This window comes from Streptomyces sp. AC1-42W (assembly GCF_003248355.1).
In the GTDB taxonomy this organism is placed as follows: domain Bacteria; phylum Actinomycetota; class Actinomycetes; order Streptomycetales; family Streptomycetaceae; genus Streptomyces.
Genome location: NZ_QKWY01000001.1, coordinates 1,876,348 through 1,901,416 on the forward strand (window position 1 = coordinate 1,876,348; position 25,069 = coordinate 1,901,416).

Annotated in this window: 26 protein-coding genes; 5 read left to right on the forward strand and 21 right to left on the reverse strand. The window is 73.5% G+C overall.

What is annotated here, in order from left to right; all coding sequences use genetic code 11:
• Positions 1-5: 5 nt before the first annotated feature.
• Both DNK56_RS08505 and DNK56_RS08510 read right to left on the reverse strand, forming a co-directional pair.
• Positions 6-893, reverse strand: coding sequence for a hypothetical protein (locus DNK56_RS08505; RefSeq protein ID WP_111332021.1), 888 nt, complete (start codon positions 891-893; stop codon positions 6-8).
• Positions 890-1,228 carry a PadR family transcriptional regulator gene (locus DNK56_RS08510; RefSeq protein ID WP_111332024.1) on the reverse strand — a complete coding sequence of 113 codons (339 nt, stop codon included), beginning with the start codon at positions 1,226-1,228 and terminating at the stop codon, positions 890-892. The genes DNK56_RS08505 and DNK56_RS08510 overlap by 4 nt, the downstream gene beginning before the upstream one ends.
• Positions 1,229-1,432: 204 nt before the next feature.
• Between DNK56_RS08510 and DNK56_RS08515 the strand changes: the two genes are divergently transcribed.
• Complete coding sequence (locus DNK56_RS08515) at positions 1,433-1,891, forward strand: DUF7144 family membrane protein (RefSeq protein ID WP_111332026.1); 459 nt, start codon at positions 1,433-1,435, stop codon at positions 1,889-1,891.
• Between the two features lie 61 nt (positions 1,892-1,952).
• Complete coding sequence (locus tag DNK56_RS08520) at positions 1,953-2,177, forward strand: DUF2277 domain-containing protein (protein WP_111332028.1); 225 nt, start codon at positions 1,953-1,955, stop codon at positions 2,175-2,177.
• Positions 2,178-2,193: 16 nt separating this feature from the next.
• On the opposite strand, the gene DNK56_RS08525 is transcribed toward DNK56_RS08520, so the two are convergent.
• From DNK56_RS08525 to DNK56_RS08545, 5 genes are all read right to left on the reverse strand, one after another.
• Entirely contained in the window at positions 2,194-2,847 is a 654-nt protein-coding gene (locus DNK56_RS08525) for a DedA family protein (RefSeq protein ID WP_111332030.1), read from the reverse strand.
• Positions 2,848-3,194: 347 nt separating this feature from the next.
• Positions 3,195-3,653 carry a DoxX family protein gene (locus tag DNK56_RS08530; RefSeq protein WP_111332032.1) on the reverse strand — a complete coding sequence of 153 codons (459 nt, stop codon included), beginning with the start codon at positions 3,651-3,653 and terminating at the stop codon, positions 3,195-3,197.
• Between the two features lie 474 nt (positions 3,654-4,127).
• A complete protein-coding gene (locus DNK56_RS08535) occupies positions 4,128-4,772 on the reverse strand; it encodes an HNH endonuclease family protein (protein ID WP_111332034.1) in 645 nt (214 codons plus the stop codon).
• A 441-nt stretch (positions 4,773-5,213) separates the two neighbouring features.
• Positions 5,214-5,876, reverse strand: a complete 663-nt coding sequence (locus DNK56_RS08540) for an HAD-IA family hydrolase (RefSeq protein ID WP_111332036.1) — start codon at positions 5,874-5,876, stop codon at positions 5,214-5,216.
• 203 nt (positions 5,877-6,079) lie between these two features.
• Positions 6,080-7,153, reverse strand: coding sequence for a peptidoglycan-binding domain-containing protein (locus DNK56_RS08545; protein ID WP_111332038.1), 1,074 nt, complete (start codon positions 7,151-7,153; stop codon positions 6,080-6,082).
• Positions 7,154-7,304: 151 nt separating this feature from the next.
• Between DNK56_RS08545 and DNK56_RS08550 the strand changes: the two genes are divergently transcribed.
• Positions 7,305-9,368, forward strand: a complete 2,064-nt coding sequence (locus DNK56_RS08550; RefSeq protein WP_111332040.1) for an MDR family MFS transporter — start codon at positions 7,305-7,307, stop codon at positions 9,366-9,368.
• 37 nt (positions 9,369-9,405) lie between these two features.
• Here the strand turns inward: DNK56_RS08550 and DNK56_RS08555 are convergent, their stop codons facing one another.
• Together DNK56_RS08555 and DNK56_RS08560 are read right to left on the reverse strand one after the other, a co-directional pair.
• Positions 9,406-9,897: a GNAT family N-acetyltransferase gene (locus DNK56_RS08555; RefSeq protein WP_111332042.1), complete on the reverse strand. Its 492-nt coding sequence runs from the start codon at positions 9,895-9,897 to the stop codon at positions 9,406-9,408.
• Positions 9,898-9,997: 100 nt separating this feature from the next.
• Positions 9,998-11,086: a DUF2330 domain-containing protein gene (locus DNK56_RS08560; RefSeq protein WP_111335599.1), complete on the reverse strand. Its 1,089-nt coding sequence runs from the start codon at positions 11,084-11,086 to the stop codon at positions 9,998-10,000.
• A gap of 362 nt (positions 11,087-11,448) precedes the next feature.
• On the opposite strand from DNK56_RS08560, the gene DNK56_RS08565 reads away from it, so the two are divergent.
• Positions 11,449-13,380 carry a bifunctional glycosyltransferase 87/phosphatase PAP2 family protein gene (locus DNK56_RS08565; protein WP_111335601.1) on the forward strand — a complete coding sequence of 644 codons (1,932 nt, stop codon included), beginning with the start codon at positions 11,449-11,451 and terminating at the stop codon, positions 13,378-13,380.
• A 115-nt stretch (positions 13,381-13,495) separates the two neighbouring features.
• Here DNK56_RS08565 and DNK56_RS08570 read toward each other — a convergent pair whose 3' ends face one another.
• From DNK56_RS08570 to DNK56_RS08615, 10 genes are all read right to left on the reverse strand, one after another.
• Complete coding sequence (locus DNK56_RS08570) at positions 13,496-14,464, reverse strand: AEC family transporter (RefSeq protein ID WP_241989808.1); 969 nt, start codon at positions 14,462-14,464, stop codon at positions 13,496-13,498.
• Positions 14,465-14,627: 163 nt separating this feature from the next.
• The gene (locus DNK56_RS08575; RefSeq protein ID WP_111332047.1) at positions 14,628-15,068 is read right to left on the reverse strand and encodes an aggregation-promoting factor C-terminal-like domain-containing protein; all 441 of its coding nucleotides are present in this window, start codon (positions 15,066-15,068) and stop codon (positions 14,628-14,630) included.
• A gap of 495 nt (positions 15,069-15,563) precedes the next feature.
• A complete protein-coding gene (locus DNK56_RS08580; RefSeq protein WP_241989947.1) occupies positions 15,564-16,310 on the reverse strand; it encodes an ECF transporter S component in 747 nt (248 codons plus the stop codon).
• Positions 16,311-16,372: 62 nt separating this feature from the next.
• Entirely contained in the window at positions 16,373-18,118 is a 1,746-nt protein-coding gene (locus DNK56_RS08585; RefSeq protein WP_111332051.1) for an ABC transporter ATP-binding protein, read from the reverse strand.
• The gene (locus DNK56_RS08590) at positions 18,115-19,275 is read right to left on the reverse strand and encodes an energy-coupling factor transporter transmembrane protein EcfT (protein WP_111332053.1); all 1,161 of its coding nucleotides are present in this window, start codon (positions 19,273-19,275) and stop codon (positions 18,115-18,117) included. Before DNK56_RS08590 ends, DNK56_RS08585 begins: the two co-directional genes overlap by 4 nt.
• Positions 19,272-19,931: an SCO2322 family protein gene (locus tag DNK56_RS08595; RefSeq protein ID WP_111332055.1), complete on the reverse strand. Its 660-nt coding sequence runs from the start codon at positions 19,929-19,931 to the stop codon at positions 19,272-19,274. Before DNK56_RS08595 ends, DNK56_RS08590 begins: the two co-directional genes overlap by 4 nt.
• Entirely contained in the window at positions 19,928-21,187 is a 1,260-nt protein-coding gene (locus tag DNK56_RS08600) for a prenyltransferase/squalene oxidase repeat-containing protein (protein WP_111332057.1), read from the reverse strand. The genes DNK56_RS08595 and DNK56_RS08600 overlap by 4 nt, the downstream gene beginning before the upstream one ends.
• A gap of 293 nt (positions 21,188-21,480) precedes the next feature.
• Positions 21,481-21,696 (reverse strand): DUF397 domain-containing protein, encoded by a 216-nt coding sequence (locus tag DNK56_RS08605; RefSeq protein WP_111332059.1) that lies wholly within the window; start codon positions 21,694-21,696, stop codon positions 21,481-21,483.
• A 25-nt stretch (positions 21,697-21,721) separates the two neighbouring features.
• Positions 21,722-21,934: a DUF397 domain-containing protein gene (locus DNK56_RS08610; protein WP_111332061.1), complete on the reverse strand. Its 213-nt coding sequence runs from the start codon at positions 21,932-21,934 to the stop codon at positions 21,722-21,724.
• Complete coding sequence (locus tag DNK56_RS08615) at positions 21,931-22,761, reverse strand: helix-turn-helix domain-containing protein (protein WP_111332063.1); 831 nt, start codon at positions 22,759-22,761, stop codon at positions 21,931-21,933. The genes DNK56_RS08610 and DNK56_RS08615 overlap by 4 nt, the downstream gene beginning before the upstream one ends.
• A gap of 370 nt (positions 22,762-23,131) precedes the next feature.
• On the opposite strand from DNK56_RS08615, the gene DNK56_RS35265 reads away from it, so the two are divergent.
• Positions 23,132-23,299 carry a hypothetical protein gene (locus tag DNK56_RS35265; protein ID WP_199563815.1) on the forward strand — a complete coding sequence of 56 codons (168 nt, stop codon included), beginning with the start codon at positions 23,132-23,134 and terminating at the stop codon, positions 23,297-23,299.
• Positions 23,300-23,577: 278 nt separating this feature from the next.
• Here the strand turns inward: DNK56_RS35265 and DNK56_RS08625 are convergent, their stop codons facing one another.
• Positions 23,578-23,838, reverse strand: a complete 261-nt coding sequence (locus DNK56_RS08625) for a hypothetical protein (RefSeq protein WP_111332067.1) — start codon at positions 23,836-23,838, stop codon at positions 23,578-23,580.
• Positions 23,838-24,767 (reverse strand): helix-turn-helix domain-containing protein, encoded by a 930-nt coding sequence (locus tag DNK56_RS08630; protein ID WP_158558536.1) that lies wholly within the window; start codon positions 24,765-24,767, stop codon positions 23,838-23,840. The genes DNK56_RS08625 and DNK56_RS08630 overlap by 1 nt, the downstream gene beginning before the upstream one ends.
• Positions 24,768-25,069: the final 302 nt, after the last annotated feature.

Sequence of the window (25,069 nt, forward strand, 5' to 3'; positions counted from 1 at the left end):
GCCCCTCAGCCCGCCCCCGCCCCGCTCCGCACCCGCCACAGACGCAGCGCGATGCCCGCGGCCACCATCTCCGCCAGGGCCGGGACCAGCGTGTCCCGGCCCACCACCCCCGCGCAGTACCCCATCGCCACGAACGGCACCCCCGCGAGCGCGAACTGCCCCGGCGTCCGCAGCCGGGACAGCGCCGGGCGCCCCGCCAGCAGCAGCGTGGCGGCCATCGGCACGCCCAGGCGCCACAGAGTGATCGCGAGATGGCCGGTGATGTCCGTCAGGGCCAGCGCGGCCACACCCAGCAGCGTCCACAGCGACAGCGCCGCAAGCGCCGACGCCCCCAGGGCGCGGCCGGGCGGGCGCAGGTCCGGCGGGCAGGCCACCGGCAGCGCGGCCACCGCGACCGGCGCCAGGATGTACGGGGCGGCGGCCGGCGGAACGAGTGCCCCGGCCGACAGCGGGACCAGGACGAGTGCCAGCTGCTGCGCCAGCGCGCCCGCGAACGCCCACCGCGCCCCCGTCGTGAAGCGGCCGCCCAGCGCCAGGACCGCGCCCGTCAGCGTCACCAGATCGCAGCCGATCATGACGTAGCTGAGCGGAAGGAGGAAGTCCGAAGTCCCGCTCAGCCGCCAGTCGGCGAGCATCGAGACCAGGCCGAAGGCGGCGTACGCGGCCGTCGCGGCCAGCGCGAAGGGCGCGGCGGCGGCGAACAGCCGGCCGGCGCGCTGCGCGGAGCCCAGGCGCAGCCGCACCCGCAGCGCGTGCGCCATGATGTCGCCCGCCTCGCGCAGCCGCGCGGACCGGCCCGCGCCCTCGACCGCCTCGCGGTACGCCTCGGCGATGTCGTCCCCGAAGGCACGGCGGTAACCGGCCGGGTAGAGCCGCAGCAGCGGGGTGCTCATGCGGTGGCCGGCTTCCCGGCGACACCCAGCCGCCGGGTGGCCTCGCGCGCGGTGGCGGCGATGCGGCGCGCCTCGGCGGCCAGGACCTCGCGGCCGGTGGCGGTGAGCGTGTACGTGCGGCGCAGCCTGCTGTCCACGACCTCCTCCGCGTGCACCTCGATCAGGCCCTCGTTGAGCAGGCGCTCCAGCGCCCCGTACAGCGTGCCGGTCCGCATCTTCACGCGGCCGTCAGAGATCTTCTCGATCTCGCGCGTGATGGCGTAGCCGTGCCGGGGCTGGTCGGCCAGGGCGGTCAGGAGGAGGAGGGTCGGTTCCTGCATCGCGCGTTCGCTCATGCCCGGCATCCTACGGCAGTCATGTGTCGTTCAGCGGCATATGTCGGACGCTCCTGACCTGCGGCGGGGAGGGCGCGAACCGGGTGGGCGAGGGGCGGGACGCCGGAGCCGGCGTCACCCTAACGGGCGCGTCCGTGTGGCCGTGCCGGGGGCGGGGGCGCAGGGTCGGTCTGGCCCGCACCTTCCACCGACCGAGGAGTCCTCATGGCACAGACAGCGCCCCCGCCCGGCACCCCTTCGTCGCCCTCCCCGCCTCCCGGCGGCGGGACCGGGCCGGAGGACGAGAACCCCTGGGCGTCCGGCGGGATCATGTTCGCCGGCGTGCTGCTGATGGTCGACGGGGTGCTCGGGGCGATCAAGGGCATCGCCGGAATCGCCTCGGACGACGTGTACGCGCGGATCAACGACTACGTCTTCAAGTTCAACGTGACGGCCTGGGGCTGGATCCACCTCGTCCTGGGCATCCTCGTCGCGCTCGTCGGCTGGGGCATCCTCCGGGGCTTCGCCTGGGCGCGCGGGGCCGGTGTGGGCCTCGCGGCGCTCAACATGATCGCCAACTTCATGTGGCTGCCCTACCAGCCGATCTGGGCGGTGGTCTCCCTGGCCATCGACACGTTCGTGATCTGGGCCCTGTGCACGGGACGCCTCAAGCCGGTCATCTGACCGGCCGGACCGGATGCCGCCGTCGGGCGCCGTTGTCAGTGGTGCGGGTCACACTGGAGACATGTGCCGCAGTATCAAGACGCTCCGACCGCCCGCCCTCCCCGAAGAAGCCACCGAGGAGGACATCCGCGCCGCCGCCCTGCAGTTCGTCCGCAAGGTGTCGGGCTTCCGCGCCCCGGCCGCGCACAACCGGGAAGTCTTCGACCGTGCCGTCGAGGAGATCACCGAGGCGACCGCCCGGCTGCTCGACGGCCTGGAGATACGGGGCGGCGCCAGAACGCCGTAGGGCCGGTGGGCCGCCGTCAGGACGCCGCGGCGGCGCGGGCCGCCTCGGCCGGGCGGCGCATGAGCAGCGCCGCGAAGGAGCCCGCGAGGAACAGGGCCAGGACGGAGACGGCCGTGCCCAGCCAGCCCGCGCCCAGCCACTGCCCGCCGAAGTAGCCGAGGCCCACGCTGTAGCCGGCCCAGGCCAGGCCCGCGACGGCCGACCAGGGCAGGAACTCCTTCACCTTGCGGTGCGAGGCGCCCGCGCCCAGGGAGACGACGGAGCGCCCGGCGGGGGCGAAGCGCGCGATGACGACGAGGATGCCGCCGCCCCGGCTCAGGGCGGCGCCCAGGCGCTCCTGCGCGGAGTTGAGGCGCCGGGAGCGTGCGATGGCGCGGTCCAGCCGCTCCCCGCCGCGCCGGGCCAGCCGGTACGCGGCCAGGTCGCCGAGCACCGAGGCGGTGGCGGCGCACAGCAGGAGGGCGAGCAGCGAGGGGACCTCGGTCACATGCCGGGCGGCGCCCACGGCGTCGGCGGCGACCCCGGTGGTGCCGGCGGCGGCCGCCGTGGCGGCGGTGACCACCAGGACACCGCTGGGCAGGACGGGGAGGAAGACGTCGAGCAGCACGGAGAGGGCGACCACGGCATAGATCCATGGGCTGCCGATCAGCGCACCCACACTCTCCAGCACCTTCTACTCCCCGATCGGTGACAACGCCGCGACGTCGCAGGGGAGCGGCAGGAGCGGCAGGTCCAGCTGTACAGCGTACGCCCGCCGTTCACCCGGTGATCCATATATATGCGTGATGTTCGGCACCTCGCTTGAGCGAGGCTTGAGCGTGTACCACCGGGGAGCGGTTTCCCGGCGGTACACGGAGGCGTACGGAGGTCGGTGGGGAGTCCGACAGGGGTTTCGGCAGGGGGTCTGACAGGGGGTTTCGATGGGGGTTCGAGGGGGGTCCGGTGGGGGGTTTCGGGGCCCGGTCGGTCAGCGGGCCCCGGGGGAGGGGGGAGTGGGAAGGGGAGGTCGGCGGGGGGTCAGACGGCGACGGGGGAGTTCTGCCCCTGGCTGTGGTCCCGGTTCTGGCGGTGCGGCGTGCGGGCGGTGATCAGGCCGTCCAGGGAGAAGGCGCCGGGGCCGGTGAAGACGAGCAGCAGGAAGATCCAGCAGAAGATCGCGGCCGATTCGCCGCCGTTCTCGATGGGGAGGAGGGCGTGCGACTGGTGGACCGTGAAGTACGCGTACGCCATGGAGCCGGACGAGACGAGGGCCGCGACGCGGGTGCCCAGGCCGAGGGCGACGAGGATGCCGCCGATGAGCTGGATCACCGCCGCGTACCAGCCCGGCCAGGTGCCGGCGGGTATGGAGCCGCCGCCGTGGGCGCCGCCGAGAATCCCGAAGATCGAGGCGGCACCGTGGCACGCGAAGAGGAGACCGGCGACGATGCGGAAGAGCGCGAGGGCGTAGGGCTGGGCCCGGTGGAGGTGTGGGGTCATGGTGGGGGAGGCTCCTTCGGTCTGGTGGGGACGTGAACCGACTGGGCGCCAAAGATTAGGTAGACCTCACCAATACTTGCAAGTTCAACGTTCTGCCGACTGGCCAGAATTCGATGGCCAGTTGTGAGCCGATCGGCAGGTCGATACCGCCTCGAACTGGGCAGTCTTCCTTCCTCTGTTGGCCTGAACCAATGGCAACGCAGTTTTCCGGCCATGGGGGTTGGTGGAGGGCGGTCGGTGCCCCGACCATGGCTGCCTCTGTTCTCACCTGAGTCCCGCTGGAGTCGTGGGCCCGATTCGTCCCGATGGCGGCTCGCTGCGACCCGGCGCCGCCCCTGGAGGGGCTCGGTGGCTTGTCATGAACAGCAGTAGAAGGCCGAAAACGCATCGGTGGCCCCGCCCGGCCGGCCCGTCGTGCGGGCGTCGGCCGGTGGGGCCACCGGGGGGTGGACGCGCGGTGTCGCGCGCCCCGGTTCAGCAGCCGCTGAGCGCGGACTGAAGGGCCGACTTCTCGGCCGTGTCCACGGTCAGGTTGTAGTAGTGCTTCACATGTACCCAGGCGCGCACATATGTGCACTTGTACGCGGCGCGCGGCGGCAGCCAGGAGGCGGGGTCCTTGTCGCCCTTGGACTGGTTGACGTTGTCCGTGACCGCGATCAGCTGCGGCCGGGTCAGGTCGTTGGCGTACGCCTGCCGTCGCGCGGTCGTCCAGCTGGCGGCGCCCGATCGCCAGGCCTCGGCGAGCGGGACCATGTGGTCGATGTCCAGGTCGGACGCGGCGGTCCAGGTGGCGCCGTCGTACGGCGAGTACCAGGTGCCGCTCGTCGCCGCGCAGCTGGAGCTCTGGGTGACGTTCGTGCCGTCCCGCTTCAGCACGACCTCGCGGGTGTTGCAGGTCCCCGACTGGGTGATCCAGTGCGGGAACTTGTCCCGGCTGTACCCGCTGGACGAGCCCTCCGCCTTGACGGTCAGCTGGCTCAGATAGGTACGGGCGGTGGCCGCGGAGACCGGAGTGGGCATGGCCGCCTGGGCGCTCGGGGCGGCGAGCAGGCCGGTGGCGGCGGCCAGGGCGGCGGATGCGGCGAGGACGCCTATGCGACGCGCGTAGACACCTGACATGCGAACTCCCTTGATGTGGGGGGATGCGGACGGGCCGTCAGCGACGACCCGGCCATCGTGGCGGCGCCGGGTTGCCGTGGGGTGGGCGCCAGGTAACAGAGTGGCGACATGGGCACGTCACATCAAGGGATCTGACGGAGACGTTTGTGGTGCGGGGGGAGCGCGGGCTCGCGCACGCGGGCGCGCCGAGCCGGTGCGGCGCGGCGGGCGGCGGGAGGCCGACGCCCCTGACCAGGACGGGAGCGCATGCGTAACGGCCCCCGCCGGATGGAGGCGGGGGCCGTACGAAGGTTCGTGGCGCTGGTGTCTGAGGGGGCGTGAGGAGCCGCGTCGGGCGTATGGGGTGCGGGTGGTCGCGGGTGCGGCCGTGCCTGGCGGGGGTGGCGCCCGCGGCTCAGGTCACCGGCCCCACCCGGATGCGGGCGGGCCGGTCTCTTCGGCTCAGGCCGTCGCGATGTGCAGGGTGATCGTGCCGTCCGGTGCCGGCTCCACGCGCAGGTGGGCCAGGTCCGGCACGTGGACGTCCGGGGCGTGGGCTCCCGCGCGCGGGCCCACGCCCACCACGCGCATGCCGGCCGCCCGGCCCGCCGCGATGCCCGCCTCGGAGTCCTCGAAGACCACGCAGTCCGCCGGATCGAAGCCCAGCGCCGCCGCGCCCTTGAGGAAGCCCTCCGGGTCCGGCTTGCTGGCCCCGACGCTCTCGGCGGTGACGCGGAGGTCCGGCATCCGCAGTCCGGCCGCGCCCATCCGGGCCGTCGCCAGCGGCAGGTCGGCCGAGGTGACCAGGGCGTGCGGCAGGGCGGCGATGGCGTCCATGAAGGCGGGGGCGCCGCCGATCGGAACCACCCCGTCCGTGTCGGCGGTCTCCTCGGCGAGCATCACCCGGTTGTCCGCGTGGTTCTCCGCCATCGGGCGGTCCGGGAGCAGCACCGCCATCGTGGCGTACCCCTGCCGGCCGTGGACGACCTTCAGCACCTCTTCCGGGTCCAGCCCCTGCCGCAGCGCCCAGCGGCGCCAGCAGCGCTCCACGACGGCGTCGGAGTTCACCAGGGTGCCGTCCATGTCCAGAAGGAGGGCTTTGGCGGTGAGGGCGGTGGCCGGCATGGGCGGGCTCCAGAACGGGGGAGGGCGCCGCGGGGGTGAGCGGCGCGAGAGATCAAGCGGCCCCCGCCCGCCGGTCAGGGTGTGCGCGCGGAGGCCACTTTGTTCCTCCACGATACAAAAACATGCCGGTGTTGGCGAATCCCTCCGGCCGGCGGTCCCGCGTCCGGCCGTGCGGACAGCGGGGAACAGGCAGCGGGCAGCGGTCAGCGGCGGCCGCGTCCCGTCGTCACCGCCTCCAGGCGGGTCCGGGTGTGCGGGCCGTAGACGCCCTTCGGGTCCCCCGTGATGTTCCACCAGTTCTGGAGATCGCCCACGGCCTGCTCGGTGCGGTCCCCGTAGGAGGAGTCCACGGGGCCGTTGTAGACCCAGACCTCGCGCAGCCGGTTCTGCAACTCCGCCACCGCCGGTCCGTAATCGCCCCGCCGCAGCGTCTCCCCCTCGTCCGGGGTCGTGGGCGGCGGGGCCACGCCCTCCACCGGGGCGCTGCTCCCCGCCGTGGCCGAGGGGGACGAGGAGGCGTGGCCCGCCCCGGACGCCGAAGCGGACGCGGACGCGGAGCGGGAGGGGGATACGGAGGACGACGCGGACGCGGACGCCGATGCCGAGGCGGTCGCGGACGCCGAGGGGGAGGCCGAGCGCGACGGGGACGGCGATGCGGAGGCCGATGCGGACGGCGAGGGCTCGACGCTCTCGTCGGGGAGGCTGGCCACCGTGGAGGGCAGGGCCTGGTCGAGGTCGGCCTCCCCGCCGCCGTCCCCGTTGAACAGCCCGCCGATGAAGGCGGCCGTGCCGACGACGGTGACCACGGCCGCCCCGGCGACCACGGCGGCGAAGGGCTTGCGGCGGCGCGGCGCCACCGGGTCCGGGCGGGTGAGCAGCAGTGCGGTCGTGGGCTCGTCGGTCCCGTCGCCGGCGTGCGGCGCGGGGGCCATGGGCGGCAGATACAGCGGCATGGTCGTCGCGGCGTCGGCCTCGGGGGCGTAGACGTGCGGGGCGCCCGGCGGGGTCGTCGGGGACGGCGCGGCCGCGGTGTCGCCGCCCAGCGTCACGTACGGGCGGATGCGCAGCGGGTCGAAGTCCTCCGCCGCGGCCATCTCGGCGGACCGGCCGGCGTGGTGCTCCTCGGCGATGCGCCGCTGCTCGGCGGCCCGCTCCGGGTCGGTGAGGTGACCGGGCGCGCCCGTGGCGCCGTACACCGCGCGGCCCGCGCAGGCGCAGCCCGGGCCGGTGCCCGGTCTGCCTTCCGTACCGCACTCCGGGCATATATGTCCGGTCATGGTGGGTCCCCTCCCCTTGAACTGCCTGCGATTATGCAGCCCGCCGCCGAGAACCCCAATCAGGTGGGTCTCCGGCAGGCCATAACGGGGTGGAACAGACAGGATGGGTGTGTAGCGGATCATCCGAGGAGAGCCTCCGAGGAGATGTCTCATGGCCCAGCAGCTGAGCCCCCCGGCCCAGGCCCCCGGCGCGGACCGCTCCACGCGGTCGGTCCTGGTGGCGATCGGCGCACTGCTTCTCGGCATGCTGCTCGCCGCACTCGACCAGACCATCGTCTCCACGGCACTTCCCACGATCGTCAGCGACCTCGGCGGGCTCGAACACCTGTCGTGGGTGGTCACGGCCTATCTGCTGGCCTCGACGGCCGCGACTCCGCTCTGGGGGAAGCTCGGCGACCAGTACGGGCGCAAGAAGCTGTTCCAGACCGCGATCGTCATCTTCCTGATCGGCTCCGCGCTCTGCGGTATCGCCCAGAACATGCCCCAGCTGATCGGATTCCGTGCCCTCCAGGGGCTCGGCGGCGGCGGGCTCATGGTGCTGTCGATGGCGATCGTCGGTGACATCGTCCCGCCCCGTGAGCGCGGCAAGTACCAGGGCCTCTTCGGCGCGGTGTTCGGGGCGACGAGCGTCCTGGGGCCGCTGCTGGGCGGTTTCTTCACCCAGCACCTCTCCTGGCGCTGGGTCTTCTACATCAACCTGCCCATCGGGGTGGTCGCCCTCGTGGTGATCGCCGCCGTGCTGCACATCCCGGTCGGCCGGACGAAGCACACCATCGACTACCTGGGCACCTTCCTCATCGCGGCGGTCGCCACCTGCCTGGTCCTCGTCGCCTCCCTCGGCGGCACCACCTGGCCCTGGGGCTCCTGGAAGATCATCGGCCTCGCGGTGCTGGCCGCCCTGCTGCTGATCGCGTTCGTGTTCGTGGAGCGGCGCGCCGCCGAGCCGGTGATCCCGCTGAAACTGTTCCGGATCAGGACGTTCAGCCTGGTCGCCGTGATCAGCTTCGTCATCGGGTTCGCGATGTTCGGCGCGATGACCTATCTGCCGACCTTCCTCCAGGTGGTGCACGGCATCACGCCGACGATGTCCGGTGTGCACATGCTGCCGATGGTCTTCGGGCTGCTGATCACCTCCACGGTGTCCGGGCAGATCGTCAGCCGGACGGGCCGCTGGAAGGTCTTCCCGATCGCCGGGACCGGCATCACCGCGATCGGCCTGCTCCTGCTGCACCGGCTGACGGTCTCCAGCGGCACCTGGGAGATGAGCGCCTACTTCTTCGTGTTCGGCGCGGGGCTCGGCCTGGTGATGCAGGTCCTCGTCCTGGTCGTGCAGAACGCCGTCTCGTACCGGGACCTGGGCGTGGCGACCTCCGGCGCGACGTTCTTCCGGTCCATCGGGGCCTCGTTCGGTGTGGCGATCTTCGGCACGATCTTCACGAACCGGCTCACGGACAAACTCGGCGCCGCGCTCGCCGGCCGGTCGATGCCGCCAGGCGTCGACGCCAAGGCCCTGGCCGCCGACCCGCGCGCCATCGGGCAGCTGCCGCCCGGCCTGCGCGGCCCGGTGCTCCAGGCCTACTCGACGTCGATCACCGATGTGTTCCTGTACGCCGCGCCCGTCGTCCTGGTCGCCTTCGTCTTCGCCTGGTTCCTCAAGGAGGACCCGCTGCGCGGCTCGGTGACGGCGCCCGACCCGACCGAGACGCTGGCCTCCAACCCGGTCGAGCGCTCCTCGTACGACGAGTGCGCGCGGGCCCTGTCCGTGCTCGCCACCCGGGAGGGCCGGCGCGAGGTCTATGTGAAGATCACCGAGCGGGCGGGCCTCGATCTGCTGCCGGCCGCCGGCTGGATGCTGCTGCGCATCAAGCGCCACGGCACCGTGGAGCCCGCCCGGCTCGCCGAGGTGGCGCCCGTACCGCTGCGCGTGATCAACGAGGCGGCCCGGCAGCTGGAGGGGCGCGGGCTCGTCCGGCGCGTCGGGGTGCAGATGGTGCTCACCGAGCCGGGCGCGGAGGCGGTGGTCAAGCTCGCCCAGGCCCGCGAGGACTCGCTGGCCGCGCTCCTGGGCGACTGGTGGGGGCCCGACCGGCCCACCGACCTGGTCGCCCTGGTCTCGGAGCTGACGGCCGAGACGAGCGGATCGAGCAAGGAGTGGCCGCACAGCCCCGAACCGAGGCGCGACCACGCGGCGGGCCACCCCCACCGGAGCGAGTGACCCGTACGCGTACGGGGAAGACCCCCGGCCCCCGCACCTACTGCGCCGTCCCGCGCAGCTCCTTGGCGAACCAGCGTTCGGCGTACGGGCCCTCGTTGAACGCCGGTACCTCCCGGTAGCCGTGCTTCGCGTACAGGCCGCGGGCCTCGACCAGGTCGTGCCGGGTGTCGAGCCGCAGCAGCGCCGCCCCCAGGGCCCGCGCGCGGGCCTCCACCGCCGCGAGCAGCAGCCCGCCGCCACCCGTGCCCCGGAACTCCGGGCGGACGAAGACGCGGGTCAGCTCGGCGGTGCCGCCGCCCACGAGGACCAGGCCCGCGCAGCCCGCCGGGCGGCCGCCGGAGCGGCCCACCAGGAAGTCCCCGGTGGGCGCCCGCAGCAGCGAAGCGCCGTCGTCGGTGAGCCCCTCGTCGATCTCCGCGGCCGTCGCCGGGCGCCCCCAGTAGCGGCCGGCGACCTCGCCGTAGTAGTCGCGCCGGAGCAGGGCCGCGTCGGCGGAGTCGAAGGGTTCGGGGGCCACGGTCCAGGTCATGGGGCCATTCTGGGCATCGCACACATGTATGGGCCACGTGATTTCGAGGGCGATGGCTGCCGGTGACACCTCACCCCTCGTACGCACATGCGGACCCGGCTCACCGCAGCGGCGGCGGCGTGAGGACCGGGGCCGGGGGCGTCACCGGGCGCCGGCGCCGGGCGCGTACCAGCAGCAGCACGGTCACGACCACCGCCGCCGCGCCGGCGAGCAGCGTCAGCAGCCAGGCCGGGATGCCGCCCCAGGTCAGCAGCGTCTCCCGGTGGATCACCGTCCGGTACGGGGTGTCCTCGGCGGTCGCCAGCAGTTCGTGGTCGCCGTTGATCCGCTCCGGCGTCGGGAAGTACTGGTGCATCGCCGTCAGGAAGACCGGCTTGTCGCCGGTGACCGCCGACAGCGCCTCGTACGGCTCCGCCGCCGGGTCCACCCGGCCGGCGTAGGAGACCTTCGCGGGCCGCCCGCCGATCGTGCCGCGCGGCTCCATGCGGTGGTCGGCCAGCACGTACAGGTCCAGGGACTGCGGGGTGGCGGCCAGCTTCGACAGACGCATCGGATAGACCAGCCGGTCGCTGGCGAACCGCAGCCGCAGCGGGTCGAGCGTGCCGCTCAGCGTGGCCCCCCGGTCCCGCGGCGCCAGCCGCACCGCCACGTACTCCCACTTCTGCTCCACGTACGGGGTCAGGGCGGTGGCGAGGCGGTCCGGCAGCTCGAAGCCGTTCTCCGTCAGCCAGCCCTCCAGCGCCTCCGGGTCCGTCGCCGCCAGCCGGGCCACGTCGAAGGGGCCCAGCCGCTCCCGGCCGACGACCTCGACCGGCGCGGGAGCCCGGGGCCCGGCGGCGCTGTCGCCCACCGCGTGGTCCGAGCCGCCGAACGGCCAGTCCTTCTCGCGCGGCCAGAAGTAGTGCCGCTCCTCGTGGACCGGCGCGGTGATCGCCTCCAGCTCCGTGAACAGCTCCGCGTCGCCCAGCTCGACCGTGGCGCGGTTCGGTACGGGCATGATCCAGGCCGCGTCGGGCGCGTCGCCCCGGACGCTCAGCCGCATCACGATCTGCTCGGTGCGGCCGTCCCAGCCCACCGCCGACGTCTCCCGGTCCACCGCGACCCGGCTGTCGCGGTCCACCACCATCGCCCCGCACCCGCAGGCGTACGCCGGCGCGATCAGCGATCCCAGCTGCAACGACACCAGGATCAGGGTCAGGGAGAGCGCACGGGCCGCCCAGCCGCGCGCCCCCTTGCCCGTCCCGCGTTCTCTCCGCGCGCGCCGCATCTTCCGTCCTCCCCGTCGTTGCTGATCACGGGCTCAGACGTGCGCGGACGCACCCCGGTTCCGGCCGTTCCGCACACCTGACCGGGCATCTTTTAGGACAAATGGGGGTGAATTTCGAAGAGCGGGTTGATTGTGCCTATCCCGTCACACAGTGCGAAGGTTCTACACATGCCGGACAGTCGGCCGGTGGCAGACCTCGGGAGGAACGGCACAGCGTGGCGAACGCGGAGCACGGCGGCAGCGGAAGCGCGACGGCGGGACCCGGGACCACCGCGGCACGGGCGGTGCTCTGGCTGATCGTGGCCGCGCTGGCCCTGCGGCAGATGGCGGCCGTCCTGAGCCGGCCGCCGGGCGAACGGCTCACCGACCTGGAGACCTGGATCGGCCCGCACGGCGTGCTCCACGTACCCGGCTCGCTCTACGACACCGACCACTTCACCGGCACCCCGTTCGCCGGGCTCGTCCTCAAGCCGCTCACCCGTACCGCCGAACAGAGCCTCGGCGTCGCCTGGACCTTCGGATCGCTGCTGCTGGTCGCCGCTCTCGGCGTCGTCGCGGCCCGCGCCCTGCCCGGCCCGGTCGGCCGGCGCACCGCCCTGCTCGCCGCACCCGTCGCGATCAGCCTGCTCATGCTCTCGCTGCCGGTGCGCGACGCCCTCCACCTCGGCCAGGTCAGCATCCTGCCCGTCCTCCTGGTCCTCGTCGGCCTCTTCGCCGTGCGCGGGGAACGCAGGGCCGGGGTCCTCATCGGCGTCGCCGCCGCCCTCCAGCCGACCGTGCTCCTCTTCGCGGTCCTGCTCCGGCTCACCGGCCGGCGCCGCGCCGCGCTCACCGCCATCGCCGCCTTCGCCGGCTGCACCGCCCTGGCCTGGGCCGTCATGCCGCACGACTCATGGACGTACTGGGTGCACCACGTCGCCGGGGCCGGCCTCGGCGACCAGGCGGACAGCCTCGCCAACCAGTCCCTGCACGGGGCGCTGCTGCGATCCGGCCTGACCGGGCCGCCGGAGATCGCGCTGTTCCTGGCGCTCGGCGCCGCCGTCTGCGCCATCGGCCTGCGCCGCGCCGTGCGGTACGCGCACGACGGGCAGCTCCTGCTCGCCGTGGCCGTCACCGGCTGCGTCGTCGTCGCCGTGTCCCCGACCGCCTGGCAGCACCAGCTGCTGTGGGTGCTGCTCGCCGTGGTCGGCCGGGCGGGCCGGCGCGCCTCGGACCGGATGGTGTGGCCGGCCGTCGTGGTCCTGGTCACCACCCTGCCGGGCACCGTGCTGCTGCCGAACATCGGGGCGGCGTTCCCGGTACGCGACAACGTGCTGCTCATCGCCGCGCTCGGGGCCGCCTGCGCCGCCCCGTTCCTGCCGCGCACCTCCCCGTACTGGCGGCGGCCGCTGCCCACCGCGTACGCGGAACCCGCCGCCTCCCGCCGCACGCCGCTCCTGCCGCTGCGGCGGGCCCTCGGCCGGCCCAACCTGCTCCTCGAACTGCTGCTGCTGCGGGTCGTCTACTCCGCGTACGCGCACATCCGGCTGGCCGCCACGGCCGGACGGGAGACCGCCGAACGGCACGGCCGGCAGATCCACTCCGTCGAGCGCCGGCTGCACATCGACATCGAACACGCCCTCAACCACGCGGTCGCCCGCACCGGCGAGCTGCGGGCCTTCTTCGACTACTACTACGCGACCTTCCACTTCCTCGTGCCGCTGGCCATCCTCGCCGTGCTGTACGTACGCCGCCCCGCCGACTACCGCTGGGCGCGCACCGCCCTCGGCTTCGCCACCCTGCTGGCCCTCGTCGGCTTCTGGCTCTACCCGCTCGCCCCGCCGCGGCTGATGCCCGGCCTCGGCTTCATCGACACGGTCCACGGCGTCCAGGACTTCGCCCAGCCCGACTACGGGGCGCTGACGGCCGTCACCAACCAGTACGCGGCGATGCCCTCGCTGCACTTCGGCTGGTCCCTGTGGTGCGGGGTGATCGTCGTACTGCTCGCCCCGAAACCGTGGATGAAGGCCCTCGGCGCGCTGCATCCGCTGTTCACCGTCTCCGCGATCATCGCGACCGCCAACCACTGGGTGCTGGACGCGGTGGGCGGGGCGACCGTCGTCGCGCTCGGCTTCCTGATCACGTACGTGCTCACCGGGCCGCGTCGGCCGCGCGCCGCCCCGCCGGCACCCGCGGCACCGGAGGACGCGGGCCGGGCGCTGGAGGCCCGGACCTGACCGAAGGGGTGCGGGGAGACGTGAAACGTCCCCGCACCCCTTCGGTATGTGGATCGTCGCCCCTCAAGCATCGGCCCGCCCCCGACCACCCGCCACTCGAACGGCTCACGGCCGCTCACCGGCCCCCCAGCGCCCAGGCCGCCACCGACAGCGTGACCATCGACACCAGCGTGGACGCCACGATCGCGTCGCGGGCCGGCCCGGTGTCCAGGCCGTACTCACGGGCGTAGATGAACGAGTTCTGCGCCGAGGGCAGCGCCGCGCACAGCACCACCGCCGGCAGCCGGTCGTCCGGCAGCCCCAGCAGCGGGCCCGCCACCAGCAGCGCGACCAGCGGCTGCCCCAGCGTCTTCACCGCGACGACGACCGCCGTCTCCGCCCGGCTTCCGCGCCCCCCGCGCCCCTCGCCCCCGCCCGGCCCCCGGTGCAGCGACAGGCCGAGCGTGATCAGGGCCGTGGGCACCGCCGCCGCGCCCAGCACCTCGCAGGGGTGCGTCAGCGCGGCCGGCAGCCGCAGCCCGGACGCCGAGACGGCCACCCCGAGCAGCGAGGCCAGGATGATCGGGTTGCGCACGGGCATGGTGAGCATCCGGCGGACCCCGCCGCCCCGCCGTCCGCCCGGCTCCCCCTCCCCGCCGCCGCGCGTCCCGGAGTCCAGCAGCGTCAGGATCACCGGCGAGAGCACCAGCACCTGGAAGAGGATGACCTGCGCCACGAACGAGGCGTCGCCCAGCACCTGCACCGCCACCGGAATGCCGAGATTGGCGGAGTTCACCTGGCCCGAGGTCATCGCGCCGACCGCCGCCCCGGCCCGGTCCCGGCCGAAGACCCGCCGCGCCAGGACGAACCCAACACCGGCGGCCACCGCCGTACTCGCGGCGAACGCCACCATCGACGGATGGCCGAAGACGTCCGGGCTCGCCGCCGACACCATGGTGAACAGGGCCGCGGGCATGGCCACGTGGAAGACGAACCGGCCGAGCACCGCCTCCGCCTGCGCCCCGAGGAGTCCGCCGCGCCCGACCGCGTAGCCGATGCCGGTCAGGACCCAGATGGGGGCGAAGCCGGAGAGCAGGGCGGACATGCCCGCCATGATTCCGTGCGCCCGTTCGACATCCGGACCGGGGTGCGAGTGGAGGCGCGGGCGGGCGTACGGGGATGCTCACCGGCACCCGGACAGGCCGAAGCCCCGGCCGCGCGAGGCGGTCGGGGCTTCGGTGATCACCGGCTGTCCGGGACGGGCCCGATCAGTACCAGTTGTTGGCCTGCCAGAAGGACCAGGCGGCGCAGGGGCTGCCGTAGCGGGAGTTCATGTAGTCCAGACCCCACTTGATCTGCGTACCGGGGTTGGTCTTCCAGTCGGAACCGGCCGACGCCATCTTCGACGCGGGCAGCGCCTGGACCAGGCCGTAGGCACCGGAGGAGGCGTTGGTCGCGGTCGGGTTCCAGCCGCTCTCGTGGCTGACGATGTTGCTGAAGCACTGGAACTGGGCGCCGTCACCGATCATCTGCCGCGCCGTGTCCTGGGCACTCCCGGCGGACGTCGGCACGGCGGACGGGGCCGCCATGGCCGTGGAGGAGACCCCCAGGCCGAGGCCGGTGGCGCCCAGCAGAACGGTGGCGCCGGCAGCGGCGGCCTTGCGACGGGAGATGCGGGGCGCGGAGACGAGGTTACGGGCGAACGACACAGGGAACCTAACGGTTGGGAACGGGGGAGTCGCGGGCTCGGTCCGAATCCTGCGTGGACCGGCGCTCGTTGACCGTGATCCGGGTGAGGACCTGCGGTGCTCGGCGACGGGTTCCAGTCTTAGCGGCGCCGTTCGGCCGTGGCAACGACCCCCGATACGACCCCGCCTCGCACCCGGGGCCGAAGGTCCCGAACCCCCTCAAAACGCTTCATAGCAGGTCACAGTGGGTGTACCGGGGCCCTGTGGTCCGGCCCCGCGCCTCCTACCCCGCCTAGTACGGGACCAAAGTCCTGTGGGTGCCCTCACTCCGCACGGCCCCCGAATGTGACCCCAGGGCCTGTTTTGAGTTCCCCGTCTGCGCCCCGACGCCCGGCACGCACGCTCGCCGCACGGCGGTCCAGGACAGGTGGCTCCGCCACATGACCAGGACCGCCGCACACCGATCGCACGCACCGACCGCCGCCGCGCCCGCCCTCCGGGCGGACGACGGGGAACTCAAAACAGGCCCTGGGCCTCGAAGGAAGCCCGCCGGGTCGCCCTGCGCAGCGCCTTCAGCAGCGGCGCCCCGACCGTCAGCGTGAGGACCACCGTGAGCACGGCCCGGCCCAGGTCCCAGCCCAGCGACGTCGTCGCGCAGTACGCCAGGAAGCGCACCAGGTTGTCGCCCAGCGGATCACCCGGCCGGAACGAGATGCCCGAGGCGAGCCCCGGCACGATCGTCCACCCGTACAGATTCATGACCGTGCCGTACGCGAACGACGCGACCGCTCCGTACCCGGCGAGCATCAGCAGCTCACCGCGCCCGCGCAGCCGGTCCGGGCCCGGCAGCAGGCCCGCGCCCATCGCGAACCAGCTCATCGACAGCATCTGGAACGGCATCCACGGCCCCACCCCGCCGGTCAGCAGCGCGGACGCGAACATCGTCACCGACCCCAGCACGAAGCCGAACCCCGGCCCCAGCACCCGCCCGCTCAGCACCATCAGGAAGAACATCGGCTCCAGGCCCGCCGTGCCCGCCCCCAGCGGGCGCAGCGCCGCCCCCACCGCGGCCAGCACCCCCAGCATCGCCACCGCCTTCGCGTCCAGGCCCGCGTCCGCGATCATCGCGACCACCACCCCGACCAGCAGCGGCAGCAGCGCGGCGAACAGCCACGGCGCGTCCTGCGCGTGCGCCAGCCCCGAGTCCGCGTCCGCGAGCAGCGGCCAGCCGAAGGCGGCCACCCCGATGGCACTGATCAGCATTAGCGCCACGACCGCGCGCGGCCCCAGCCGGACCGGACCGCCGCCGCGCCGCTCCCCGCCGCTCACGCGCCACCCCCGAGCGCCGCCCGCACCTGCGAGACCGTGAGCCACTCCTGCGGGGCGAGCACCTTGGCCGTCTGCGGGGCGAACGCCGGCGAGGACACCACCACCTCGGCGGTCGGCCCGTCCGCGACGACCTCCCCGTCGGCGAGGATCACCACCCGGTGCGCCAGCTCGGCGGCCAGCTCCACGTCATGGGTGGCCAGCACGATCGCGTGGCCCTCCGCCGCGAGCGCCCGCAGCACCCGCACCAGCCGGGCCTTCGCCGCGTAGTCCAGACCCCGCGTCGGCTCGTCCAGCAGGAGCAGCGGCGGCCGTGCGGTGAGCACCAGGGCGAGGGCCAGCGCGAGGCGCTGCCCCTCGGACAGATCACGGGGGTGCGTGCCGTCCGCCACACCCGGCAGCAGCTCGGAGACCAGGGCCCGGCAACGGCCCGGCTCCGCCCCCGCGTCGGCGTCCGCCGCCGCGCACTCGGCGGCGACCGTGTCCGCGTACAGCAGATCCCGGGGCTCCTGCGGTACGAGACCGATGCGGCGCACCATCTCGCGCGGCGGGGTGCGGTGCGGGGCCCGGCCCCCGGTCAGCACGGTGCCCGAGGTGGGCTCGACCATGCCGACGAGGGCGCCGAGCAGCGTGGACTTGCCGGCGCCGTTGCGGCCCATCAGGGCCACCGTCTCGCCCGCGTGCACGGTGAGCGAGACCCGGCGCAGCGCCTCGACCCGGCCGCGCCGCACGCCCAGCCGCTCGACGCGGGCGGCGGCGGTGTCGCCGGGCGCGGGCGCGGACTCCGGTACGGGCTCGGTACCGGGGGTGCGCCCGAACAGCCGGGCGAGGACGCCGAGGCGGGGCGCGGGGCGGAGCGGGGGGAGGGGCGCGGCCGGGTGCACGGCGCCGGACGCGTCCGGCGCTCCCCGGTGGGCGCCCGGCTCCGCGTCCGCCAGGCGGGCCCGCAGGTCCGCGGCGCGGCGGCGGGCGTCGCGGACCGAGAGCGGCAGCGGCTCCCAGCCGGCGAGGCGCCCGAGCGCGACGACCGGCGGGTGCACCGGGGAGAGGGCCATCACCTCGGCTGGCGTCCCCATCACCGGGGCGGCGCCCGGCGAGGGCAGCAGGACGACCTGGTCCGCGTACTGCACCACGCGCTCCAGCCGGTGTTCCGCCATCAGGACCGTGGTGCCCAGGTCGTGGACGAGCCGCTGGAGGACCGCGAGGACCTCCTCCGCCGCCGCCGGGTCCAGCGCGGACGTCGGCTCGTCGAGGACCAGGACGCGCGGGTGCGGGGTGAGCACCGAGCCGATCGCGACCCGCTGCTGCTGCCCGCCGGACAGCGTGGCGATCGGGCGGTCGCGCAGCCCGGCCAGGCCCAGCAGGTCCAGGGTCTCCTCGACCCGCCGCCGCATCACGTCCGGGGCCAGGCCCAGCGACTCCATGCCGTAGGCCAGCTCGTCCTCGACGGTGTCCGTGACGAAGTGCGACAACGGGTCCTGGCCCACCGTGCCCACCAGGTCCGCCAGCTCGCGGGGCTTGTGCGTACGGGTGTCGCGCCCGCCGACCGTGACCCGCCCGGTGAGCCGGCCGCCCGTGAAGTGCGGCACCAGCCCCGAGACGGCCCCGAGCAGGGTTGACTTGCCGACCCCGGAGGGTCCGACGAGCAGCACCAGCTCACCCTCCGGGACCGTGAGGTCGATCCCCGACAGGGTGGGGCGCTCCACGCCCTCGTACCGCACCGAAACATCGTCGAACCGGATCACAGCTGCTCCTCGAAGCCGGTGGGGGAGGGCGGGACGGGCGCGACCAGCGCCGGCAGCAGCCCGAGCAGCACGGCCGCGGCCGGCCACAGCGGCAGCACCGGGGCGACCAGCGGCACGACGCCGGGGTGCAGCGCGGCCGGATCGGCGTGCCCGGCCCAGATCATCGCGGCCGCGACCGCCGCGCCGGACCCGGCGACCAGCCAGGCCCGTACCCCCCACCGGTCGGGCCGGTAGCGGGTCCGCACCGAACGCGCCCCGCCCAGCCGCAGCCCGGCCAGCGCGGCGGCCAGCCCGGCCACCAGCAGCGGCACGCCGTAGCCGGCGCCCTCGGCGGCCAGCAGCCCGTACGTACCGGCGCACACTCCGAGCAGCCCGCCGAGCGTGAGGACGTTCGTGGTGTGCCGGACGGCGGCCGGGACGCGGGCGGTGCGCCCGTAGCCGCGCGCGTCCATCGAGGCCGCCACGGCCACCGACCGTTCCAGGGCGCCTTCCAGGACCGGCAGCCCGATCTGGAGGACGGCCCGCACCCCGCCGGTCGGCCGGCCGCGCAGCCGGCGGGCGGTGCGCAGCCGCAGCACGTCGGCGACCATGTTCGGCGCGAACGTCATCGCCACGACGACGGCCACCCCGGCCTCGTACAGCGCGCCGGGCAGCGACTTCAGCAGCCGGGCCGGGTTGGCGAGCGAGTTCGCCGCGCCGACGCAGATCAGCAGCGCCGCCAGCTTCGCCCCGTCGTACAGCGCGAACAGCAGTTGTTCGGCGGTGACCCGGCCGCCGATCCGGACGCCCTTCGCCCAGTCGGGCAGCGGCACCTCGGGCAGGGTGAACAGGGTGTGCGTGCCGGGGATCGGGGAGCCGAGCACGATGGAGAACAGCAGCCGGACCGCGATCACGAAGAGCCCGATCCGGATGAACATCCCGTACGAGCGGGCCCACGGCGCGTCCGTGCGGCGGGCGGCCACCACATAGCCGGCGACCCCCACCAGCAGCCCGAGCAGCAGCGGGTTCGTGGTCCGGGACGCGGCGGTCGCGAGGCCCAGCGCCCACAGCCACCACGCCCCGGCCGGCAGCGCGTTGCCGCGCGCGGCGGCGGGGGCGCGCCAGGCGGGGAGCCGGTGTGTCGCGGGGTCCGTGCGGCCGGCCGTGGTGCCGGTCATCCGCGCCGGCGGCGGGCCTGTGCGACGGCGGCGATACCGAGGAGCAGTACGGCGCCGACGCCGACGAGCACACTCGCGGAGGGCCCGCCGTCGTCGTTGCCGCCGCCGTCGGATGCGGAGGCGGGTGCCTTGCCGCCGCCGTCACCGTTGCCGGAGACCTGTTCGCCGCAGCCCGTGGCCGGGTAGCCGGAGATCGCGCAGAGCATGGCGTTGGTGTCGTAGCGCAGCGGCTTCGCCACCGAGGCCAGAGCCTCCGCGCTGCTCGCGTCCTCCGCCACCCGCGCGCACGCGGTCCGCATCGCGGGCGGGGTCTTCCCGTCCGGCGCGTCGGCGGCGACACCGGGGTCGATGACGAGCGCGACGCGCTTGCTGCCGTCCTTCGCCGGGGTGTCGGCGCAGATCTTCGCGAAGTCGGGGGCGCGGCGGGGCTGCGTGGCGTCCTGCGAGTTCGTGCTCACGGCGAACCGGAAGCCCTGCACCGAACCGTCCTCGGGCCGGACCAGCGAGGGCCCCTGCGTCGCGTACGACCAGCCGCTCGCCGAACCCTCCCAGAACGACCAGTAGCGGTAGCCGGCCGCCTGCGCCGTGCCCGCGCCGAGCACGACCAGGACGGCACCGACGACCAGCAGCGCGGCCGCCCGCGCGAGGCGGCTCACAGCTGCTGGTTCTTGCGGCGGCCGCTGATGAGGAAGCCGGCGCCCGCGCCGACCGCGAGGCCGATGCCGACGAACCACCAGACGCCGCCGATGCCGTCGCCGTCGCCGCTGTCCTTCTTCTCCTCGTCCTCGGTGTCGGCCGGCTTCGGCTTCGCCACGGCGGCGGGCTCGGGGCCGGTCGCGTTCAGCTCGGCGACCAGGTTCGCGCCGCCGAAGTCGCGCACGTCGGCGCCGGTCGCGCGGGCGGCGAGGATCAGCTGCGCGTACGCGGCGGGCCCGCTCTGCTCGGCCCAGGCGGCGGAGTTCTTCTTCAGCCAGGCGACGGAGGCGGCGGCCTTGTCCTTGTGGCCGGCGGCGGACAGGGCGACGACCGCGTCGGCGGTGTTGCCGAAGTCGGGCTGCGGCTCGCTGTCCTCCGCGCCGGGCATCGGGGGCGTGTTCAGATGGCCGCCATTCGCGGCGAGCGTGGTGGCCAGGTAGGCGGCGCCGTTCTGCGCGGCCTGCTCCGGTTCGAGCGGGGAGCCGTCGTGGCAGGCGGGGGCCTTGACGGCCGCGTGGTCCGTGACGACCAGGCCCTTGCCGAGCGCGCCGAGCACACCGGCGGCGGTGGCGTCACCGTTGGCGGCGAGCTTGCCCGCCTTGTCGGGCTGGTAGGCGAACGCGCCGCCTTCCTTGCCGCCGCAGGGGATGGAGAACGTGAGCAGCGCCGCGTACGGGGTCCTGCCGCCGTCCGTCGTCACATCGCCCAGCTTCTGACCGGCCCGGGCGAGGGCGCCGATCACGATGGACGTGGAGTTGGCGTCGCTCGGGCTGCCGGCGGTGTAGCCCCAGCCGCCGTCCTCGTTCTGGACGGACTTGAGCCAGCCGACCGCGCTGTCGAGGGCGTCCTGCTGGCCGCCGATCGCGCGCAGCGCCTGGGCGGCGGCGGCCGTCGCGTTGGTGTCCACCACCGTCTTGTCGGTGCAGGGCGCGGAGGTGTCCGCGCGGTACGCGGGGAACGCGCCGTTGTCGCACTGCTGGCCGGTCAGCCAGTCGACCGCCTTCGTGGCGGGTGTCACACCCACGGCCTGCTGGGCGAGGAAGGCGAGTGACTGCCGCCACACCCCGTCGTACGTCGGGTCGTTCGTCCCGTACAGCCCGGAGGGCAGCGCGGCGGACGGGGAGGGGGAGGGTGCCGCGACGGCGGCCGGGGCTGCGGACGCGCAGAGCGCTGCGGCGGTGACGGCGAGCGCGGCGGCGCTGCGGCGGACGGTCATGGCGGCGGGTGCCTCTCCCTGGGGGGAACCGGGCACAGGCACACACAGGCACCAGGCTCCGGCTCCGTATACCTCGACGGTGCCGGCCGCCGGGGGTCCGGCGGCGCGAGCCGGTCACGACTCGGACAGGGCATTCCGACTTCCACCGCGGGGCGGCGGTCACGAATGGGGTATCCCCTGCTTGAGCGAAGTCGAGAGCTTGGGGAAGGGTCAGTGCCGGATTTGCACCGGCTTCCCCCTGAACGAGCATGATGACGACTCGCACACTCTACCGGGCGGGCCCGGTCGCACGGTCAGGCCGGGCTCAGGCCGACCCCGCCCCGCTTGGCCCCGGCCACGAAGGCCGCGTACGCGTCGGCGGGCAGGGCGAGGGTGGGCCCGTCCGGGTTCTTGGAGTCCCGGACGGGCACGGTGCCGGTGGTGGCCACGAGGTTGGTGGCGACTTGGACGCAGGCGCCGCCGTTGTTGCTGTACGAGGAGGTGTACCAGCGGGGCGTTTCGGTGGCCACGGGGCTTCCCTTCGTAGGGGGTGGCTCAGACGGTGGTGTCGAACCCGCCGTCCTTGATACCCGTCACGAAGGCGGTGTACGCGTCGGCACGGAGGCCGAGGGCGGGGCCGCTCGGGACCTTGGAGTCCCGGACGGGGACGGTGCCGGTGGCGGGGGCGAGGTTGGTGGCGACCTGAACGCACTGGCCGCCGTTCTCGCTGTACGAGGATGTGTACCAAATAGGGGGTTCGGTCGTCACTGGGTGCCCTTTCGTAACTTGCTGATCATGGCCACGGATGCGGCGCGCGGCAACGCTTCGGCCTGGAGTTGATGGTAGTCCGTCAGGATGGGTACGACGGAGTCGTTGTCTCGCTCAAGATGCCCTCGATTGGCCGACTCTGCATACGAGACGAGCGACCGGTCCGGCATTGTGAGCACCGTCACCGGCAGCGTCATCGGACGGTGGACGCCGATACTGAACGGGGCGACCTGGAGAACGGTGTTCGGCAGTTCGGAGAACTCGATCAGGCGCTCGAACTGTGCGTCCATCAGTGCGCTGTTCCCGACTGGCCGGAGCAAGCAGCTCTCATCGAGCACCACGAAGATCAACGGTGCTGGCGCGCGCTCAAGGGTTGCCTGCCGCTGAGTGATCAGGGCGACTCGTTCGTCTGCGTGCTCGCGAGTGGCGATCCCTCGTTTCACGGTGCTGTCGCCCAGAGCGGACGCGTAGTCGTGGGTCTGCAACAGCCCTGGTATGACGCCGACCTCGTAGAGGCGGATCTCCACTGCGCGTGCCTCGTGGTCGACGTACTCCGGGAACCCTTCGAGCAGCGATCGGTGCTGCGCTGAACGGCTCTTGCGGCGGAGGCGGTCACCAGTTCCCAACGCCCTGTCAGCACTTGCCGCAAAGCGTTGAGTTGGTGCCCGTCTACCAGTTTCCACGGCGGAAATGTGCGCACCTGAGCAGCCCATCCGAGCGGCGAGCTCCTCCTGCGTCCAACCGCGTTCCTCTCGCAACCTGCGAAGCAGTGCGCCGAAGGCTGCGCGCGGCGACTGCTCGGGGTCAAGTTCCTTCCGGTTCACCATCGGTCGTCCAACTTGTCTGTCAGTTTCCGTAAGTTGATGACATGGCGACTCTAGGCCACGCTGAACCCGCTTGGTAGTGGAATGGCTACGGAGAGGGACATCTCGTGTGCGCTGGTACCGAACAGACCGGGCAGAACGCCCCGAATCCCCCAACTCCCGTTGTGGGGGCGATCGTCGTGGATGTCGCCCGCTGGGAGCAGCCCTTGGTCGGTGAGTTCCGGGGGGTCGTGGGCCCCTACTGGATGCTCCGGGCTCCCCGGGGTGGTACGGAGTGGGAGGTGCGCCCCGAGCACACGCGGGAGGCCACGCCGGCCGAGCGTCTGGCGGCGCGGACCGCGCGGGAGAACGCCCGGAGCCGGGGTGAGGTCGCATGAGCGCCGCCCAGCCGGACCGGGAGGCGGCCGAGGGCTGCCGTACGTGCGAACAGTTCGACCTGGAGGAGGCCGTGGCCCGCGCGGAGGGAGACGGCAGCCGCGAAACGGACTGCCGCGTACTGCGCCGCCGCCACCTCGCCGCAGACCACGAGGGGCCCCGCTGACCCACCCGCCCGCGCACTTCACCGCCCGTTGGGGGTCCCGTTGCGGGCGCAGGGGGGCTGGACAGATTGATGCCGGAAGGGTGGACAAGCACGCGAAAGCCTTCTGGCAGGCTGGTGATCTTGGTCGTGAACCCGTTCACCAGGGGCATTCTTCATGCCCGCCGCCGGGGCTGCCGGTCCAACCACCCGTCAGGTTGGAAGAGGTTCAGTGTGCGGCGGGTGCGTTGGTGGTCTGTCTGTTCGGGCTTTGTAACGCAGGGGCGGCTGGTAGCAAGGCTTCAGCCGACGGCTCGGAGCCGTTCGAGGAGTTCGCCGACACTAGCTGTGTGTGCGTATCGCGACAGTTCCGGTTCGAGGTCGCGCACCATCGTCACGCACCTGGGCGCATCGATCCGGCTGGCCAGATCGAGGGAACGGGTAGCGGTCGCCGCGGCGATCTCCGGTTCGCCGTCTCGGAGGTAGGTCTCGGCCTGGTAGGTCAGGAACACGGATTTGGTCTTGGAGCGGGTGGCGGTCAGCAGAGTGATGCCCTCGTCCATTAGCTGGTGGGCCTGGCGCCGCTGGCCGAGATCTGCGAGACAACGGCCACTGTCGGCTGCGAGGTCTGCGGTGGACATCCACGAGCACCAGGCGGGTGCTGGGTGCGGGGGATGGCGTGTTCGAGGATGTCGGCCGCAGCGCGGGCGTCCCCCAGCCACAGCAGTTGGTACGCGAGGTCGGAGAGGACGCCCGCGCCGAGGTCACGCTGGTGACTGACGTGGGCGTTGTGGAGGGCGGCATGCCAGAAGCGGCCGGCGGAGGCGTGACGGCGTTCGTCGAAGTGCTGCCAGGCGATGGCCTGGGAGAGCGAGGCGGCCAGGGTATGCGGCCGCTGTCCGGCGGCGGCGGTGTAGCGGGACTCGCCGATGAACTCGGTGACGGTGGTGAGGTGCGCGCCCAGCAGATGGCGGGTGCGGCGTCTGCGTTCGGTGGCGAGGCGGATCAGCGCCGTCCCGGTGACCTCCAGCCAGTCGAGCATCTCGGCGTCGACTTCGCCGGGTGCGGTGATCCGTGCGAACCGGCCGGGCTCGGTGACGGCCCACTGGTGGGCGAGAACGGCCAGCGAGCCGCTGGTGTAGGCGATGAACGACCGGCGGTCCAGGGAGGACATCAGGGCCTCTCGGAGTGAGGGGACGGCGTTGAGCGGGCCAAGCGGCAGCGGGCTGTCCTGGCCCGGGAGCCAGTGGGGCCAGCCGAGATGGGCGACGGCCGCGTAGTCGATGCCGAGGACCTCGGCGATGAGCGGCTGGGACTCGTCCTCGTCGGGGTCGGCGCGGCCGGTCTCCCACTTGGAGACTCGTGACCCCCGGGTGCCCGAGCGCAGGCCACGACGCGCTGCGGCCTGCCGGATACGACGGGCCAGTTCCTCCTGCGACCACCCGCGCTCGTTCCTGGCGTGCGCGAGGGGGTGGCGGATCTCGTCGTCCACCCGCCCATTGCACCACCCGCTCCCCGGCCGGGGGAGCTGTTCAAGGAGACCGGGGATAGGGCGGGGATAGGGAATTCCTCTGTGCACCGCGACCGGCGGCCGCTGTACTGGTCGTGTTCCGCCCGGCACCCCGTGTGACCGGGCGGAGTGCGGCGACGACTGTTCCCTGTGGCCTTGTCCGCCCGCCGGGCTGTGTCTGTCCCGTCCGCCGGGCGAGGGCCGGCCCGGGGATTCACCGTTGCCGTACGCCCGCCGTCACCGACGCACAGGGAGGGACTGCCATGTCGTACGACCACTGAGCC